This is a genomic window from Streptomyces sp. NPDC051963 (genome assembly GCF_044593495.1).
GTDB lineage: Bacteria > Actinomycetota > Actinomycetes > Streptomycetales > Streptomycetaceae > Streptomyces.
Map to the genome: position 1 here is coordinate 75,051 of NZ_JBIUCC010000005.1, position 16,969 is coordinate 92,019.

The 16,969-nt window shown below is 67.8% G+C and carries 13 protein-coding genes, 2 pseudogenes and 1 riboswitch; of the genes and pseudogenes, 6 read left to right on the top strand and 9 right to left on the bottom strand.

The genetic code is table 11. The features are described from left to right. Positions 1–69 precede the first annotated feature (69 nt). Positions 70–1,089: a cytochrome d ubiquinol oxidase subunit II gene (gene cydB / locus ACIHFB_RS21070; protein WP_365271559.1), complete on the bottom strand. Its 1,020-nt coding sequence runs from the start codon at positions 1,087–1,089 to the stop codon at positions 70–72. 20 nt (positions 1,090–1,109) lie between these two features. Beyond that, a complete protein-coding gene (locus tag ACIHFB_RS21075) occupies positions 1,110–2,618 on the bottom strand; it encodes a cytochrome ubiquinol oxidase subunit I (protein WP_400127593.1) in 1,509 nt (502 codons plus the stop codon). A 470-nt stretch (positions 2,619–3,088) separates the two neighbouring features. Between ACIHFB_RS21075 and ACIHFB_RS21080 the strand changes: the two genes are divergently transcribed. Next, positions 3,089–4,321, top strand: coding sequence for an MFS transporter (locus ACIHFB_RS21080; RefSeq protein WP_365271564.1), 1,233 nt, complete (start codon positions 3,089–3,091; stop codon positions 4,319–4,321). A gap of 5 nt (positions 4,322–4,326) precedes the next feature. Here the strand turns inward: ACIHFB_RS21080 and hisC are convergent, their stop codons facing one another. Beyond that, positions 4,327–5,406 carry a histidinol-phosphate transaminase gene (gene hisC / locus ACIHFB_RS21085; RefSeq protein WP_400127594.1) on the bottom strand — a complete coding sequence of 360 codons (1,080 nt, stop codon included), beginning with the start codon at positions 5,404–5,406 and terminating at the stop codon, positions 4,327–4,329. Positions 5,407–5,846: 440 nt separating this feature from the next. On the opposite strand from hisC, the gene ACIHFB_RS21090 reads away from it, so the two are divergent. The 3 genes from ACIHFB_RS21090 to ACIHFB_RS21100 all read left to right on the top strand — a co-directional run bounded on the left by ACIHFB_RS21090 (position 5,847) and on the right by ACIHFB_RS21100 (position 9,303). Then, positions 5,847–6,959 carry a LacI family DNA-binding transcriptional regulator gene (locus ACIHFB_RS21090; RefSeq protein WP_365271569.1) on the top strand — a complete coding sequence of 371 codons (1,113 nt, stop codon included), beginning with the start codon at positions 5,847–5,849 and terminating at the stop codon, positions 6,957–6,959. Between the two features lie 184 nt (positions 6,960–7,143). Further along, on the top strand, positions 7,144–8,241 hold the full coding sequence (locus tag ACIHFB_RS21095; RefSeq protein WP_365271572.1) for a metallophosphoesterase: 1,098 nt from the start codon (positions 7,144–7,146) through the stop codon (positions 8,239–8,241). Positions 8,242–8,433: 192 nt separating this feature from the next. Next, complete coding sequence (locus ACIHFB_RS21100; protein ID WP_365271575.1) at positions 8,434–9,303, top strand: hypothetical protein; 870 nt, start codon at positions 8,434–8,436, stop codon at positions 9,301–9,303. A 178-nt stretch (positions 9,304–9,481) separates the two neighbouring features. On the opposite strand, the pseudogene ACIHFB_RS21105 reads toward ACIHFB_RS21100, so the two are convergent. From ACIHFB_RS21105 to ACIHFB_RS21115, 3 genes and pseudogenes are all read right to left on the bottom strand, one after another. After that, positions 9,482–9,562 (bottom strand): annotated as a pseudogene (locus tag ACIHFB_RS21105) (thiamine biosynthesis protein ThiC); the annotation flags it as partial. 28 nt (positions 9,563–9,590) lie between these two features. After that, positions 9,591–10,427, bottom strand: a complete 837-nt coding sequence (locus ACIHFB_RS21110; RefSeq protein ID WP_400127870.1) for a hypothetical protein — start codon at positions 10,425–10,427, stop codon at positions 9,591–9,593. 151 nt (positions 10,428–10,578) lie between these two features. Then, positions 10,579–10,725: pseudogene (locus ACIHFB_RS21115) on the bottom strand (thiamine biosynthesis protein ThiC); the annotation flags it as partial. A gap of 110 nt (positions 10,726–10,835) precedes the next feature. On the opposite strand from ACIHFB_RS21115, the gene ACIHFB_RS21120 reads away from it, so the two are divergent. Beyond that, positions 10,836–11,405 carry a DUF4240 domain-containing protein gene (locus ACIHFB_RS21120; RefSeq protein WP_400127595.1) on the top strand — a complete coding sequence of 190 codons (570 nt, stop codon included), beginning with the start codon at positions 10,836–10,838 and terminating at the stop codon, positions 11,403–11,405. A gap of 192 nt (positions 11,406–11,597) precedes the next feature. Here ACIHFB_RS21120 and thiC read toward each other — a convergent pair whose 3' ends face one another. Next, entirely contained in the window at positions 11,598–13,424 is a 1,827-nt protein-coding gene (gene thiC, locus ACIHFB_RS21125; RefSeq protein ID WP_400127596.1) for a phosphomethylpyrimidine synthase ThiC, read from the bottom strand. Then, positions 13,417–13,594, bottom strand: a riboswitch (TPP riboswitch). (Overlaps the previous gene by 8 nt.) A 71-nt stretch (positions 13,595–13,665) precedes the next feature. On the opposite strand from thiC, the gene ACIHFB_RS21130 reads away from it, so the two are divergent. Next, positions 13,666–15,228, top strand: coding sequence for a YibE/F family protein (locus ACIHFB_RS21130; RefSeq protein ID WP_400127597.1), 1,563 nt, complete (start codon positions 13,666–13,668; stop codon positions 15,226–15,228). Between the two features lie 178 nt (positions 15,229–15,406). On the opposite strand, the gene ACIHFB_RS21135 is transcribed toward ACIHFB_RS21130, so the two are convergent. Then, positions 15,407–15,844: an SsgA family sporulation/cell division regulator gene (locus ACIHFB_RS21135; RefSeq protein ID WP_400127871.1), complete on the bottom strand. Its 438-nt coding sequence runs from the start codon at positions 15,842–15,844 to the stop codon at positions 15,407–15,409. 99 nt (positions 15,845–15,943) lie between these two features. Then, positions 15,944–16,678: an IclR family transcriptional regulator C-terminal domain-containing protein gene (locus ACIHFB_RS21140; RefSeq protein WP_365273359.1), complete on the bottom strand. Its 735-nt coding sequence runs from the start codon at positions 16,676–16,678 to the stop codon at positions 15,944–15,946. Positions 16,679–16,969: the final 291 nt, after the last annotated feature.

Sequence of the window (16,969 nt, forward strand, 5' to 3'; positions counted from 1 at the left end):
GTGAAACACACCCTCTTCTCACGAGGTCTCATGGGGCATGTTTCACGTGAAACATGCCCCAATGCGGACTCAGTGCGATGCTCCGGCGGCAGCGTCGGCGGCGATGTGCTGCGTACCGATCCGCTTGCGGAACACCCAGTAGGTCCAGGACTGGTAGAGCAGCACGATCGGCGTGGCGATCGCCGCACACCAGGTCATGATCTTCAGCGTGTACGGGCTCGACGAGGCATTGGTGACCGTGAGGCTCCAGTCCTCATTGAGCGAGGACGGCATGACGTCCGGGAAGAGCGACAGGAACAGCATCGCCACCGCGGCCACGATCGTGATGCCGGACAGGGCGAACGACCAGCCCTCGCGCCCCGCCTGATTCGCCGCCAGCGCCGCGACCAGCGAGGCGACCGCCACGACCAGGGCGACCAGGCTCTGACCGTCACCGCTGTCGACCTGCGTCCAGAGCAGGAAGATCAACGCCAACACCGCGGTGACGAGACCGACTTGAAGCGCCAGCTTCCGCGCCCGCACCCGGATGTCCCCGACGGTCTTGAGCGCCGTGAACACCGTGCCGTGGAAGGTGAACAGCGTCAGTGTCACCAGACCGCCGAGCACCGCGTACGGGTTGAGCAGGTCCCAGAGGTTGCCGGCGTAGTTGAAGTCCTGGTCGATCTTCACGCCCCGCACGATGTTGCCGAAGGCCACTCCCCACAGGAACGCCGGGATCAGCGAGGTCCAGAAGATCGCGGTCTCCCAGTTGCGCTGCCAGTTCTCCTCGGGCCGCTTCGCCCGGTACTCGAAGGCGACGCCCCGCACGATCAGGCAGACCAGGATGACCAGCAAGGGCAGATAGAAGCCGGAGAAGAGCGTGGCGTACCACTCGGGGAAGGCGGCGAAGGTCGCGCCGCCCGCCGTGAGCAGCCACACCTCGTTGCCGTCCCAGACCGGGCCGATGGTGTTGATCAGCACCCGCTTCTCGACCCGGTCCCGGGCGAGCAGCTTGGTGAGGATGCCGACCCCGAAGTCGAAGCCCTCCAGGAAGAAGTAGCCGGTCCACAGGACGGCGATGAGGACGAACCAGACATCGTGAAGTTCCATGACTGTGCAGCTCCCTCGGCCTAGTACGAGAAGGCCATCGGCTTGTCGGCGTCACGGGAGTCGCCGCCGATCTTCGTGGGCGGATTCAGGTCGGCCTCGGTGAGCTCGGGCGGGCCGGCCTTGACGTACTTCGCGAGCAGCTTGACCTCGATGACGGCGAGGATGGCGTACAGGGTGGTGAAGACGATCATCGAGGTGAGGATCTCGCCCTGGGAGACACCGGGGGAGACCGCGTCACGGGTCTGGAGGACGCCGTAGACGACCCACGGCTGACGGCCCATCTCGGTGAAGATCCAGCCCCAGGAGTTGGCGATCAGCGGGAAGGCCAGGGTCCAGATGGCAATGCGCCAGTACCACTGGGTGAGCTTCGAACCGAGCGGCTTCTTCCAGAACAGGACGAGATGCGGCACCTCGTCATCACCGACCCGCAGATGCTGCGGCAGCAGGAACTTCTTGCGGGTCAGCCAGAGTCCGACCAGGCCGATGGCGAAGGAGGTCATGCCGAACCCGATCATCCAGCGGAAACCCCAGTAGGCGACCGGGATGTTGGGCCGGTAGTCGCCGGGCCCGAACCGCTCCTGCTCGGCCTTCTGGACGTCGTTGATGCCGGGGACGTACGAGGTGAAGTCATCCTTGGCCAGGAAGGACAGCAGGCCCGGAATTTCTATGGCGACCTTGTTGTGGCCCTTTTCCACATCGCCGTAGGCGAAGACCGAGAAGGGCGCCGGTGCCTCGCCGTCCCAGAGCGCCTCGGCCGCGGCCATCTTCATCGGCTGCTGCTCATACATGATCTTGCCGAGCGTGTCGCCGCTGACGGCGGTGAGCAGGCCGCCGAAGGCGACGGTGACCAGGCCGAGCCGGAGTGAGGTCTTCATCTCACGGATGTGCTTCTTGCGGAGCAGATGGAAGGCGGAGATGCCGACCATGAAGGCGCCGCCGGTGAGGAAGGCGGCGGACAGCGTGTGGAAAGCCTGGGCGAGCGCGGTGTTCTGGGTGAGAACCAGCCAGAAGTCGGTGAGTTCGGCCCGCCCCTTCGCTTCGTTGATCTTGTAGCCGACCGGGTGCTGCATCCAGGAGTTGGCCGCGAGGATGAAGTACGCCGACAGGATCGTGCCGATCGAGACCATCCACATACATGCCAGGTGGATCTTCTTGGGCAGCTTGTCCCAGCCGAAGATCCACAGGCCGATGAAGGTCGACTCGAAGAAGAACGCGATCAGGGCCTCGAAGGCGAGCGGGGCGCCGAAGATGTCGCCGACGAAGCGCGAGTAGTCGGACCAGTTCATGCCGAACTGGAACTCCTGCACGATGCCGGTGACCACACCCATCGCGATGTTGATCAGAAAGAGCTTGCCCCAGAACTTGGTCGCCCTGAGGTACTTCTCCTTCTCCGTGCGCACCCAGGCGGTCTGCAGTCCGGCCGTGAGGGCGGCCAGCGAGATCGTCAGGGGGACGAACAGGAAGTGGTAGACGGTGGTGATGCCGAACTGCCATCGCGCCAAAGTCTCCGGCGCCAGAGCCAGGTCCACGTCGTCAGTCTCCTTACGTCGCCGTGGTGACAGCGGCAGTTTGCCCCTCTTGTTCCGTACATCTCGGGAGCAACTGGGACACGCTTGTGAACGCGTTCACATTCACAAGGAATTATGACCTACTGGTTTTCGACGCCCGCACGGGGGTCCCCCCTTCCGTCATCACCCTGGCGGATGTCAACCCCTCTGCAAGCACTTCAACGCCTTGTCGAACCCGTCGCGTGCGGGAGGCGTCGTTTCGACACCGGCGTCCGTGTTCCACGTGAAACATCCGCCCAGCAGGTCGTCGCCCCCGGCGCGGTCGCTTTCCGGACCCCGTCGACCGCGCGGGACGGTGACACCGTATGGGTGGAACTGGCCGACGAACAGCAGTCGTTGGCCTCCGCGTTTGCCCCACCCACCGGCCTCACGCTTGGATGGCGCCGGTCAAAGCGAGGCCGCTCGAGCCTCGAACGAGGAGGTCCGGGGGCATGCTCGATCGGCGGTTCGGGTGGCTCTGGGCGTCATACGCAGTGAGCACCTTCGGCACCTTTTTCGCCTTCGACGCCTTCCGGCTGATCGCGATCCTCGTCCTGGACGCCGGTCCGACGCAGGTGGCGTTGCTGGCCGCCGCGGGGCTGGCCGTGGGGGCGGTCGTGGCGGTGCCGCTCGGCCCGTGGGTGGAGTTCCGCCGCAAACGGCCGGTGATGATCGCGATGGATCTGGTGCGGTTCACAGCGCTGCTGTCCATCCCCGCCGCGTATGCGCTCGGTCTGCTCTCCTTCGCCCAGCTCGTGGTGGTGTCGGTCGTCGTCGCGGCGGCCGACATCACCTTCATCGCCGCGAGCGGGGCCTTCCTGAAGAGCCTCGTACAGCCGCAGGACCTGCTCGTCGCGAACGGCCGCTTCGAGTCCACGACCTGGACCGCCACCATGCTCGGACCACCGCTCGGCGGGGCCGCGGTCGGCCTGTTCGGTCCGGTGACGACCGTGACGGCCGATGCGGTGAGCTACCTGCTCTCCGCGTTGGGCATCCGTGCCGTGGGCGGCAAAGAACCCCGCCCGGTGCGCGAGGAGGGACCGCGGCTGCGCGCCGGCGACCTGCTCGACGGCTGGCGCCACATCCTCGGCCACCCGATGCTGCGCCCGCTGTTCCTCAACTCGCTCCTGGTCAACGCGCTGATCATGGCGCCTGCGCCGCTGCTCGCCGTCCTCATGCTCGGCCCGCTCGGTTTCGCACCGTGGCAGTACGCCCTCGCCTTCGCGGTGCCCTGCACCGGCGGCCTGATCGGCTCACGGCTGGCCCGACCGCTGGTCGCCCGGTTCGGCCGGCACCGGATGCTGCTCACCACCGGGGTGCTGCGCGCCTGCTGGCCGATCGGACTGGCCTTCGTCGGCCCCGGCACGGCCGGGCTCGTCCTCGTCATGGTCGTGGAATTCGGGCTGATCATCTGCATCGGCGCGTTCAACCCGGTCCTCGCCACCTACCGGCTGGAACACACCCCCAAGGAACGCGTCGCCCGCACCCTGTCGGCCTGGTCGATCACCAGCAAGGCCACCACCGCCACCATGACCGCCCTATGGGGCCTGCTGGCCGCCGTCACCGGCACCCGTAGCGCGATCGCGATCGCCGGTGTCCTCATGCTGGCCACCCCGCTCCTGCTCCCACGACGCGACCACGCACCGCAGCTCGAGCCCGGGGAGGCGGCCAGCACCCCCATCTGACGCGCCTACAGCTCCTTGCGGAACGCTTCGGCCACCTTGAGGAAGATGTCGTTCCCCTCGGTCTCCCCGACGGTCACCCGCACGCCCTCACCCGGGAACGGCCGGACGACCACGCCCGCCTGCTCGCACGCCGCCGCGAACGCGACCGTGCGCTCCCCCAGCCGCAGCCACACGAAGTTGGCCTGGGTCTCGGGCACCGTCCAGCCCTGGGCGCGCAGCCCGTCGACCACACGCGCGCGCTCGCACACCAGTGAGCCGACCCGGCCGAGCAGTTCGTCCTCGGCCCGCAGCGAGGCGATCGCCGCTTCCTGCGCGAGCTGGCTCACACCGAACGGCACCGCCGTCTTGCGCAGCGCCGCCGCGACCGGATCATGGGCGATCGCGAATCCGACGCGCAGTCCGGCCAGGCCGTACGCCTTCGAGAACGTCCGCAGGACACAGACGTTCGGCCGGTCCCGGTACAGCGCCACGCCGTCCGGCACCTCGGCGTCACGAATGAACTCCCGGTACGCCTCGTCCAGCACCACCAGCACATCGCCGGGCACCCGGTCGAGGAAGCGCTCCAGCTCGGCCCGTCGTACGACCGTGCCCGTCGGGTTGTTGGGGTTGCAGACGAAGATCAGCCGGGTCCGGTCGGTGATCGCATCCGCCATCGCGTCCAGATCGTGCACATCGCCCGGCGTCAGCGGCACCTGCACCGAGGTGGCGCCGCTGATCTGGGCGATGATCGGGTACGCCTCGAAGGACCGCCAGGCGTAGATCACCTCGTCACCGGGGCCGGCGGTGGACTGGATCAGCTGCTGGGCGACCCCGACCGAGCCCGTGCCGGTGGCCAGATGGGTCACGGGGACGGCGAACCGCTCGGCCAGCTCGTTCATCAGGCCCGTGCAGGCCATGTCCGGGTAGCGGTTGAACGACGAGGCAGCGGCCGTCACGCTCTCCATCACACCGGGCAGCGGCGGATAGGGGTTCTCATTGGAGGACAGCTTGTACGCCACCGGACCGCCGGCGGCAGCGGGCCGCCCCGGCTTGTAGGTGGGGATACCCTCCAGCTCGGCGCGCAGCTTGGGGCTGGTCTCGCTCACCGCAGTCCTCCTCGCGACCACCGGCGGACCCTGACCGGCGCCGGTTTCCAATGCTTCTCACCTTATGAGGATTCGGCGCCGCTGCGTCAGGGCGGTGGCTCCCTCATGTGCCCGGGAGCGACAGATCCCACTCGCCCCACTGACATCAGGGGCATCACCGTACGAAGGTGTGCGAATTGTGGGGCGCGCCCACATATATCTATGCGCCGGTGGCTCGCGCCGTAGCGCGCATCACCCGTGCAGGTGAGTTGAGACCTCTTCGAAACATGGGCGACTTGGCAGGTGTGCACACGCCGACAAGTTACGTGTTGGCGTGGAAGCGCCCAACTCCCTTAGTTTCCAAGGAAATTGACGGCATGTGACCTTGCAGAAACGTGCCTGTCAACGGGTGCATATGCGTCCGCACTACCCCACCACATGAGCCCTACTATCGGCTCGCCATGACAGCAGCAGGGAAGCACCAGGTGAGCCGCGCGGAAACCTCACGTCGAGGCAGTCGGCCGGGCCGGGCAGGCATCAGAGACGTCGCCGCCGCCGCCGGAGTCTCCATCACGACCGTCTCCGACGCCCTCAACGGCAAGGGCCGGCTCCCGGACGCCACCCGACGCCATGTCCGCGAAGTCGCCGACCGACTGGGTTATCGCCCGTCGGCCGCGGCCCGAACCCTCCGTACCGGCAAGTCCGGACTGATCGGCCTGACCGTGACGACATACGGGGATGAACCTTTCACCTTCACCGAGTTCGCGTACTTCGCCGAGATGGCCAGAGCCGCCACCTCGGCCGCGCTCGCCCGCGGCTACGCCCTCGTCATCCTCCCCGCGACCTCCCGCCACGACGTGTGGTCGAACGTCGCCCTGGACGGCACGGTCGTCATCGACCCGTCCGACCAGGACCCGGTGGTCAGCGAACTGGTCCGGCAGGGTTTACCGGTCGTCTCCGACGGCCGCCCGGCCGGGTCGCTGCCGGTCACCGCCTGGGTCGACAACGACCACGAGGCCGCGGTCATGGGCATCCTCGACCACCTGGCCGACGCCGGCGCCCGCCGCATCGGCCTGCTGACCGGGACGACGACGGACACGTACACCCATCTGTCGACCACCGCATATCTGCGCTGGTGTGAGCGAGTGGGCCAGGATCCGGTGTACGAGTCCTACCCGGCGCACGATCCGTGCGCGGGCGCCGTCGCCGCCGACCGACTGCTCGCCCGCCCCGACCGGCCCGACGCCGTCTACGGCCTGTTCGATCCGAACGGCACCGACCTGCTCGCCGCCGCCCGCCGCTACGGGCTGCGCGTACCGGACGACCTGCTTCTGGTCTGTTGCAGCGAGTCCACCGTGTACGCCAACACCGAGCCGCCCATCACCACGCTCTCCCTGAAGCCGCGCCGCATCGGCACGGCGGTGGTCCAACTCCTCATCGACGCCATCGAGGGGGTCGAATCGGACCAACCGGTCGAGCAGGTGATACCGACCGAGCTGATCGTGCGCACCTCGTCCCAGCGACGGCCGCCGCGGACGACCGTCAGCCCGCCTCGATCGCCCAAGAAGGAATAGAACAGGGTCGGCAGCTGGGTGGCAAAGCCCGGCCCAATCGGGGCGAAAGCCGCGATGAACTGGAGTCTTGCGCTGATTCACCACCCCTGGGTCATCACATGGCGCGATCCGCATTCCTATGATGGGCCCACGACACCGCGGGCCGCTGCGACCAGGCAGTCCGATGCGGTGCAGCTGCGGCGCGATGGTGGAGGGGTCGATGACTCAGGGGGCCGGTCAGGGACCCGAGGTGGAGCGGACGGCGACGTTGCGCGACTTCCGGGTGCCCGCGTACGTCCACGAGACCGGTCCGTACGTCCACAACGCGCACCCCGGCGAGGCCGTCAGCCCCGTCGAGGAGCCGGTGGACCACCCGGACGGCTACACGCCCACCCAGCGCGATCTGCCCGTCGTCAACCGCGGTGACACGCTTCAGGCGACCGTCGACCCCGCGGCCGCGACGATCCCGCAGTCCAATGCCGGGCCGGGTCCGCTGTACGTCGTCGGAGACGTGCACGGCTATCTGGACGAGTTGGTGGCCGCCCTCCAGGAGAAGGGCCTCATCGACACCGCGGGCAACTGGTGCGCGGGCACCACCCGGCTGTGGTTCCTCGGCGACTTCACCGACCGCGGCCCCGACGGCATCGGCGTCATCGACCTCGTGATGCGCCTGTCCGCCGAGGCAGCCGCGGCCGGCGGCTACTGCAAGGCACTCATGGGCAACCACGAGCTGCTCCTCCTCGGCGCCAAGCGGTTCGGCGACACCCCCGTCAACTCCGGCGCGGGCACCGCCACCTTCCAGGCCGCCTGGCTGCTCAACGGCGGCCAGAAGACCGACATGGACCGTCTCCAGGACCACCACCTCCAGTGGATGGCCCGGCTGGACGCCGTGGAGGAAGTCGACGGCCATCTGCTCGTGCACTCCGACACCACCGCCTATCTCGACTACGGCGACTCCATCGAGGCGGTCAACGACACCGTCCACGAGGCGCTCACCCGCAACGACGCGGACGAAGTGTGGGATCTGTTCCGCAAGTTCACCAAGCGGTTCTCCTTCCGCGACGAGGGCGGCGCCGACGCCGTGCGCTCACTGCTCGATACGTACGGCGGCACCCGCATCGTTCACGGCCACAGCCCCATTCCGTACCTGCTGGGCGAAGTCGGCTCCGAGGACGACGAGGACGACGACGGTCCCCAGGTCGCGGGACCGCACGTCTACGCCGACGGGCTCGCCATCGCCATGGACGGCGGAGTGACCATGGCCGGAAAGCTGCTGGTCCAGCAACTTCCCCTGGATATCTGAACGTCCACCGGGCAGGCGCCCCCCACGGAGGTACCACCGGAGAGGGCCCGGGCCAGGGGGCAATTTTTGGAAACCCCCTGTCACCGTGTGCCGTCACCGCTCTACCATCGGCTTATCCGTAGCAGGCTCCCCTCCGTTTCTGCCATACGGCTCGTCAGCGTGCGAGCCCCAAGCCCTACGGAGCATCGGGGGATGCAGATGAACAGCGTTCCGCAGCACCTGCTGAGCGAGGACCGCCAGGAATACGAGCGGATCCTCGATGAGGCGCTGCGCTCCGCCCCACACCGCCCTGAACTGGCCGCTGTCGGACAGCGGCTCAACCCGGAACAGCTGCGCACCATGGCTCTCAACGCCTCCGCACTCATCACCGCGGCGGCAGCCACCGAGTACCAGCACTACGTGAAGGTCCGCGAGGAACTGCGCCAACCGGCGCCGTCCACCCCGTCGTCCGTCCGTGAATCCGGCTCCACGGAGCCGGGCACGAACGCGGTGGGGCTCGCCGCCACCATGGGTGAGGTCGCCGAGACCGCCGGCGCGGGCGCCGTCGCCGTCGTCGCGGTCCTGGCACCTGTCCTCGCCGGAACAGCCGCGGCGATCTTCCTGCTCGTGGGCTACATCCTGAAGATGCTGGACCCCGCGCCGGAGTTCGCCCAGACCATGCTGACCACCGGATGGGTGTTCGGCGCCATGACCGCGGCCGCGATCCTTGTCGCCGCTGTCGGGCTGCTGATCACCGCCCTGCGCAACAGGCCCTCGCTCGACACAGGCCCCTACGGGGAGCTGAGCGGGGAGGTGGCCAGGGCCAGGGAAGCCTGGCGCGAGGCCGTGCTGGAGCGCGGCATCCTGCCGTTCCTGCGAGACGCACTGGCCCAACCCGGCACCGCCGCGGCACTGCACCACACGGCACCGCCGGCAACGACCAACCGCATGCCGCACCTCGGCTACAACCGCCCGGGTTTCAGCAGCCCCGACGAAGGCCCCGCCCCGGGCCACCGCCCGAGCTTCAGCAGCCCGGACTACACCAGCCCGGACTTCGGAGGCCCGGAGCACCAGCCGGAGTAGACCCACCTCGGCCCGACACCGCTCGGCTTGCGCCCCCACCCAGGGGAGCGCAAGCCGAACACGGGGCCGAGGACGGTCTGTTCCGGCCGTCATCCCAGCAAGACTCCGACGACCTGGCTCGCGGACCGCCCCGACGCCGCCTCAACCGACGGCCGACGTCGGCCCCTGCACGCTGCCGTCAGTTCGCAATCGGCAGATACACGCGACCACCCGCCTCCGCGAACTCCTTCGACTTCTGAGCCATGCCCTCTTCGATCTCCGCCGTGCGGACTCGACGCGGGCCCACGTCACCGCTCCAGCCGAGCTCCACGGCTCCGCCTGGGCTGAGAGCGCAAGGCCGCCAGCCGCTCGTGATCATCGGGGCCGGCCAGGCACTCGCCCAAGGCCAAGAGCGACAGGAGCTGGACGGGACGTCCCGCCGATGCTGCCGCCGCCAGCTTGTGATGGCCGTCGAGGAGGAAGTGCGTCAGCCCCCAGTGCTCGTATTCGTCGGTCGAGTGGATGCTCACCGCAGGCCGGCACAGATCCAGAGTCGAGACCGCGACCGCTGTCGGCACAGACCCTCGCGCCATCCGCTCGGCATACTCCTCCACCCGCCCCTGTTCGTTCCAGGACGGAGGAACCATCGGTACGACGAACTCATAGAAATGCGCGGTGTCGTCGACCACCGTCTCGAACGTGCGGTAATACGGCGTACGAGGGTGCTCCGGAAGTCCCCAGAACTGGTTGGGTCCCCAGGTGGCCACCTGCTCACCGCTGAAGTAGTCACCCTCCTGTCCCGGAAGGACCAGCCGCGGCTCGACACGGAGCAGCAAAGGAAGGTAGTCGCCTTCCGGCAGCAAGGAGCCGAACGCATCCAGGATGTCGGCGTCCAGATCGGAGATCCGGCCGGCGAGACGCTCCTGCATGGCGTCCAAGGACAACGTCTGGTTTGCACCCTCGAGCCGCTGGAACAGGAACTGGCACGTCCCGCACCACATGGAGAGCTCGAACGCGGGCTTCCCATCGAGCACCAGCAGCCTGCGTCGCGGCCCCGACCCCAGTTCCTGGAGCTCTGTCTCGAACCGCAGCCTCGCCTCAGGTCCGGGAACTCCGAGTCTGCGCGGCTCGCCGACGATGTTCATCACGCCCCCGACCGTACGAGCTCCGGCACCGCACACCAAACGCATTCCTCAGGACGAGCCCGTCCCGCTGTCCTGCGGAGAAGCCGCAGGGGCCCGTGCAGGCCGGGCTGGGCAGCGCCCGTTCAGCACAGGCGCCACCCAGCCGCTCACCTCAGTCCGCAAGGGGCAGGTACACCCGGTTCCCGCTCGCCGCGAACTCCTTCGACTTCTGAGCCATGCCCTCTTCGATCTCCGCCTTGGTGTCGCCGTGTTCGGCGCGGATGTCGTGGGAGATCTTCATGCTGGACAAATTCAGCCCGGAGTCAGCCTCACCCGTAAGGAACGCACCAGGTCGACGGCCTTGAGAAGGATGACGGAGCTCTGCTGAGCGACGTGCATTGTCATACCCGGGTGGCACAGTGCAGCACCATGGACATAGACCGGTTCTGGAACATCATCGAATCCGCACGTTCTTCAGCAACCATCTCCGGCGTGCTCTTCGACGCGGCGCTGGTGGAACTCCTCGCCGGTGGCACTCCGCAGGAGATCCTTGAGTACGCCGAACGGTTCGATGAGGTACATGACGCTCTGTACCGCTGGGATGTCTGGGCGGCGGCCTACCTCATAGGCGGCGGCTGCTCCGACGACAGCTTCATGGACTTCCGAGCAGGGGTGATCGCACTGGGGCGGGACTGGTACGAGCGCACGGCTCTGGACCCGGACAACCTCGCCGAGCACCCTGCTGTCATCAAAGCCGCGAGCGCCCACGTCGACGAAGCGCTGTTCTACGAGGACGTGAACTACATTGCCAGCGGCGCCTTCGAGCGCCTTACGGGAAACCCGCATGCCTTCTACGAGGCCTGGGCTGAGCACCGGTCAGCTGATGAGCAGGACAGCGATGCAACGGACATGGGGGAAGACTTCGACTTCGACGACGCAGACGAGATGCATCGGCGACTGCCCCGTCTGGCAAGGCTTTACCTCGGAGCTCTCGACTAGATGAACTCGAAATACCGATCCATGGGTCGGCTCCGAGGAATCGCGCGGCACACAGCCAGCGGACTCACGGCCTCGTACGGGCGCGTCAGCGGACGCTTTGCCGTGAACACGTAGGCCAGATCCGTCCTTGCCAAGCAGGACGGGACGGCCCGCGACTCCTTCATGAGGCGCGGGCCGTTCACAGGGCTACGACTATTCCGCAAGGGGCAGGTACACCCGGTTCCCGCTAGCCGCGAACTCCTTCGACTTCTGCAGCATCCCCTCAGCGACCTCCTCAGCCGTCGCCCCCGCAGCCGCCGTACCACCGAACCGCTCTGTGATGCTTTGGCTAATCTTCATGCTGCAGAACTTCGGCCCGCACATCGAGCAGAAGTGAGCGGTCTTGGCGGGCTCGGCCGGCAGTGTCTCGTCGTGGAACTCGCGGGCCGTGTCCGGGTCGAGGGCGAGGTTGAACTGGTCCTCCCACCGGAACTCGAAGCGGGCGTCGGACAGCGCGTCGTCCCACTCCTGCGCACCTGGGTGCCCCTTGGCGAGGTCGGCTGCGTGGGCGGCGATCTTGTAGGTGATGACGCCGGTCTTGACGTCGTCACGGTTGGGCAGGCCCAAGTGCTCCTTGGGCGTGACGTAGCAGAGCATGGCCGTGCCCCACCAGGCGATCATCGCGGCACCGATGCCGGAAGTGATGTGGTCGTACGCCGGCGCGACGTCCGTCGTCAGCGGGCCGAGCGTATAGAACGGAGCTTCATCGCAGATCTCCTGCTGAAGGTCGATGTTCTCCTTGATCTTGTGCATCGGGACATGTCCCGGGCCCTCGATCATGGTCTGTACGTTGAAACGCTTCGCGATCGTGTTGAGTTCCCCGAGCGTCCGCAACTCCGCGAACTGGGCCTCGTCGTTGGCGTCCGCGATCGAGCCGGGCCGCAGACCGTCGCCCAGCGAGTACGTGACGTCGTAGGCGGCGAGGATCTCGCAGAGTTCCTCGAAGTTCTCGTAGAGGAACGATTCCTTGTGGTGTGCCAGGCACCAGGCCGCCATGATCGAGCCGCCGCGCGAGACGATGCCGGTCTTGCGGTTCGCCGTCAGCGGCACATACGGCAGGCGCACGCCCGCGTGGACCGTCATGTAGTCCACGCCCTGCTCGGCCTGCTCGATGACCGTGTCCTTGTAGATCTCCCAGGTCAGCTCCTCGGCCCTGCCGTCGACCTTCTCCAGGGCCTGGTAGAGGGGGACCGTGCCGATGGGGACGGGGGAGTTGCGCAGCACCCACTCGCGGGTGGTGTGGATGTTGCGGCCGGTGGACAGGTCCATGACCGTGTCGGCGCCCCAGCGAGTCGCCCAGGTCATCTTCTCGACCTCCTCCTCGATGGAGGAAGTGACCGCGGAGTTGCCGATGTTGGCGTTGACCTTCACCAGGAACCGCTTGCCGATGATCATCGGCTCGATCTCCGGGTGGTTGACGTTCGCGGGCAGTACGGCCCTGCCTGCCGCGATCTCCTCACGGACCACCTCGGGCGAAACGTTCTCCCGGACGGCCACGAACTCCATCTCGGGTGTGATCTCGTCACGGCGCGCGTACGCGAGCTGCGTGACCGCCTTGTCGTCCCGACTGCGGCGTGGTTGTCGCGGCCGCCCGGGGAAGACCGCGTCGAGGTTGCGCAGGCCGCCACGCGGCGAGGTGTGCTTGATTCCGTCGTCCTCGGGGCGGACGGGACGGCCCGCGTACTCCTCGGTGTCGCCGCGGGCGATGATCCAGTTCTCGCGCAGCGGGGCGAGGCCCCGGCGGACATCGGTGTCGGTGTGCGGATCGGTGTACGGGCCCGACGTGTCGTAGAGCGTGACCGACTGCCCGTTGGTGAGATGCACCTGACGGACCGGCACGCGCAGATCGGGTCGTGAGCCCGCGATGTACGCCTTGTGCCAGCCGATGGACTTCCCGGCCTCCCCGTCGGTCCGGTTCTGCGACGAAATATCCGTCGCGTTCTCCGTGGAGGCAGGCGTGCGTGCGTCCTTGATGGTCATGAGACCTACTCCCTACGCCGGCATTACCCGGTAACAGGTTCGGCGGTCGACGCAGCGATTTCCGTCCGCCGACGTTTCATGGGGAACATCACGTGTTCCACGTGAAACATCGCGTAGACGGAGGTCAGCGCCCTCTCAGCCCGGTGCTCCGAGCTCCCGCGTGTACAAACGTGCCCCCACGCTAGCGTCAATTCGGGCGCGCTGAACAGTGGGCCCCCGTCGTTCTTGCGATGATCGGGCGGTGACCACGACACGTCAGTCTCCGTATCCACCGCCCGAGCCGCCCCGCGGCCCCGGCCCCGGTAGCGGCCCTGGAAACGGCAACAGCCGTGGAAACGGGCCGAGTTCCGGCGGCGGTCACGAGGCTGGGGCCGGCACCAGACCCGGAGCGTGGCACGAGCACGGGCCCGTCTCCGGCGGCGGCCCCGAACATGGATCGGGTGCCGGTGGCGGTCACGATCACGGCGGCGGGGACGGACACGGGCCGGGCGGCGGTGGCGGGCACGGCCACTCACACAGTCACGGCCCCGCGGCGCCCGTCTCCAAGCATCTCCGCAAGATCATCGCGGCGATCCTCATCCCGTTCGCCGTGGCGGTGGTCGTCGGGCTCGCGGTGCTGTGGCCGGGCGGCGCCCCGTCGCACGAGCGCACCGGGGTCGGCTTCGACCGGCAGACCCAGCAGGCCACGGTCACCAAGGTGGTCGAGGTCAGCTGCAAGGACGTCAACGCGTCGGGGGAGACGCCGACCGGCGACACCTCCACCGCGGAGGGTTCCTCGGCGCAGCAGCAGGAGAACGGCACCTGCAAGAAGGCGACGATCCGGGTCGACACGGGCAACGACAAGGGCCGTACGTTCACGGAGATCGTGCAGCCGGACCAGTCGCGGCAACTGGACGAGGGCGAGAAGGTCGTGGTCGCCTACGAGCCCTCCGCACCGAAGGATCTTCAGTACTCGGTGACCGACGTCAACCGTCGTGTCCCGATGATGGTGCTCGCCGGCATCTTCGCGCTCGCCGTCGTGATCGTCGGACGCCTGCGCGGTGTCATGGCGCTGGTCGCGCTGGCCATCAGCTTCCTGGTGCTGAACTTCTTCATCCTGCCCGCCATCCTTCAGGGCTCGAACCCGCTGGTCGTGGCGGTGATCGGGGCGAGTGCCATCATGCTGGCAGCCCTGTATCTGTGCCACGGTCTGTCCGCCAGAACCTCGGTGGCCGTACTCGGCACCCTCATCTCGCTGTTGCTGATCGGCATCCTCGGCTCGGTCTTCATCGACTGGGCCTCGCTCACCGGCAACACGGACGACAACACCGGTCTGATCCACGGCCTGTATCCGTCGATCGACATGAGTGGCCTGCTGCTCGCCGGCATCATCATCGGTTCGCTCGGTGTCCTCGACGACGTGACGGTCACGCAGACGTCGGCCGTCTGGGAGCTGCACGAGGCCAACCCGACGATGGGCTGGCGCGGGCTGTACCGTGCCGGCATCCGCATCGGTCGCGACCACATCGCGTCGGTCGTCAACACGCTCGTCCTCGCGTATGCGGGCGCCGCGCTGCCGCTGCTGCTGCTCTTCTCGATCGCCCAGAGCAGCGTCGGTACCGTCGCCAACAGTGAGCTGGTGGCGGAGGAGATCGTGCGCACGCTGGTGGGCTCGATCGGCCTGGTCGCGTCCGTGCCGGTCACGACGGCGCTGGCGGCACTGATGGTCTCAGCCGATCGCCCCGGCGGGGAGCTGACGGCCAACGCTGACGTGGCACCCACGGCTCCGGCACGCGGCGGGAAGGGGCGACGGCGCAAGCGGTGAGGGGAGCGGGCGCCGCGGCCAGGTCACGCCGCTCGCCCTCAGCGGTACGGGGCCGCCAGGTCAAGCGCCCCGCCCCCCACCTCACCCGCCTCACATCGCAGAAGCGTTCCTGCCTGGCTCCACAACCCCGCCGAACCGTTGCATCACCACCGCCCACAGGCGTCCACAGCCACTCCCCTCAGCCCGCGCTCTGCTCCTCCGCGAGGATGCGGTCCAGCGCCTCGTCGAGGTGGGCGTCGAAGTCGGCGAGGGCGCCCTCCTGGCCCAGCGGCACCAGCTTGTCGGTGCGGTCGAGAAAGGCCACGAGCGGCGCCGCCGAGGAACGGAACACGGCCTGGTCGCCGCCCACCTGAAGCCGGATCAGAACGTCACCGAGCGTGTCGAGTTCGGCGGGTGAGACGCGGACATCCCCCTCACCGCACGGCCGGCCCACCCCGTCGATCAGCAGCTCCCGCCCGAACGCCCAGGTCACCGGGGCGTCACCGGGCAGATGGAAGGTCAGCCGCACGGCATAGGGATCACCGGTCTCGTAGCGCAACTCCACCGGGATCCGGAAGGAGAGCTCCTCGGACACGAGAAAGCTCATCATGACTTCTGCCTGTACGGACTCGCGCATCGCCTGTCCCGTCATTTGCCGTCGTCTGGCCGGGAATGAACCCCTTGGCACTGAAGGCATCTTGCTGAACGTACACGACAGATCACAAGGAGTGAGTTTTCAGATGCTGATAGAGATCGCGAGTGACCCCAGGAGACGCCCGACCTCGTCCTGCAACTGCCGCACCGCGGGCAGCAGCCGATCGGCTTGATGGACGGGCAGGGAAATGGCCATGGTCGCCGCCGTGGTGCCCACGGTGATGGGAATCGCCGCACACACGGTGCCGAGCGCGTACTCCTGCCGCTCTGTCACCGGGTCCATCCGCCGCGTCCGTTCCAGGCGCCGCAACAGCGCGTGGTCGTCGCGCACCGTGTACGGGGTGATGGACTGCACGGGATAGCGGTCGAGGTGGTCCCGGCGGGCGTCCTCGTCGAGTTGGGACAGCAGACACTGACCGATGGCGTGCGCATGCCCGGTCTCGCGGAAGTCGGCCCACTCCTCGACCGCCGGATTGCCCGGGGTGTCCGAGACGCACATGACCTCGATCTCGCCGTCCTGGTACATCGCGTAGTACACGGGAACGCCGATGGCGTCGCGCCACTGGGCGAGCGTGTCGACCACCGTGCTGCGACGTTTCTGCCCGGCTCCGCTGCTGCTCAGCCGCTCAGCTGCCTCCCCCAGGAAGAACAGCCCTTTGTCGCGGCGCAGATAGCCCTCGTGCACGAGGGTGCGCAGCAGGTGGTACGCCGTGGGCAGCGCCAGGCCGGTCTCACGGGCCAACTGCTTGGCGGGGGCGCCGTACGCATGCCCGGCGACCGATTCCAGGAGGCGCATGGCGCGCTGGACCGATCCGATGAGCGTCGCGGAGTGCGACTGTTCGTCGGGGGCCGGTGTCTGCCGGGACTGCCGCTCGCGGGAGCCGCGTTGTTCCGGGGCTCTGATGCGGGTTCCCGATGCCAGGACGGCTGCGGGGGGTGCGTGGGGGTCTGCTTGTGCGGTGTCAGCCGTGGCCAAGGGGCACTCCCGATACGCGAGGGGCGGCCCGTGTGGGGGGAACACGGGTGGGGGGTACGCCGCGCGCGGGGGTCGTGCAACCCGCGCCGAATTCCGGACTTTAACCGTCTGCCACCGCTCGCAGTCGGCCCG

Coding starts and splice junctions, on each gene's coding strand:
- thiC (WP_400127596.1), bottom strand. CDS start 13,424: ATGACCATCAAGGACGCACGCACGCCTGCCTCCACGGAGAACGCGACG.
- ACIHFB_RS21135 (WP_400127871.1), bottom strand. CDS start 15,844: ATGCGCGAGTCCGTACAGGCAGAAGTCATGATGAGCTTTCTCGTGTCC.
- cydB (WP_365271559.1), bottom strand. CDS start 1,089: ATGGAACTTCACGATGTCTGGTTCGTCCTCATCGCCGTCCTGTGGACC.
- ACIHFB_RS21095 (WP_365271572.1), top strand. CDS start 7,144: ATGGTGGAGGGGTCGATGACTCAGGGGGCCGGTCAGGGACCCGAGGTG.
- ACIHFB_RS21100 (WP_365271575.1), top strand. CDS start 8,434: ATGCAGATGAACAGCGTTCCGCAGCACCTGCTGAGCGAGGACCGCCAG.
- ACIHFB_RS21110 (WP_400127870.1), bottom strand. CDS start 10,427: ATGAACATCGTCGGCGAGCCGCGCAGACTCGGAGTTCCCGGACCTGAG.
- ACIHFB_RS21080 (WP_365271564.1), top strand. CDS start 3,089: ATGCTCGATCGGCGGTTCGGGTGGCTCTGGGCGTCATACGCAGTGAGC.
- ACIHFB_RS21120 (WP_400127595.1), top strand. CDS start 10,836: ATGGACATAGACCGGTTCTGGAACATCATCGAATCCGCACGTTCTTCA.
- ACIHFB_RS21090 (WP_365271569.1), top strand. CDS start 5,847: ATGACAGCAGCAGGGAAGCACCAGGTGAGCCGCGCGGAAACCTCACGT.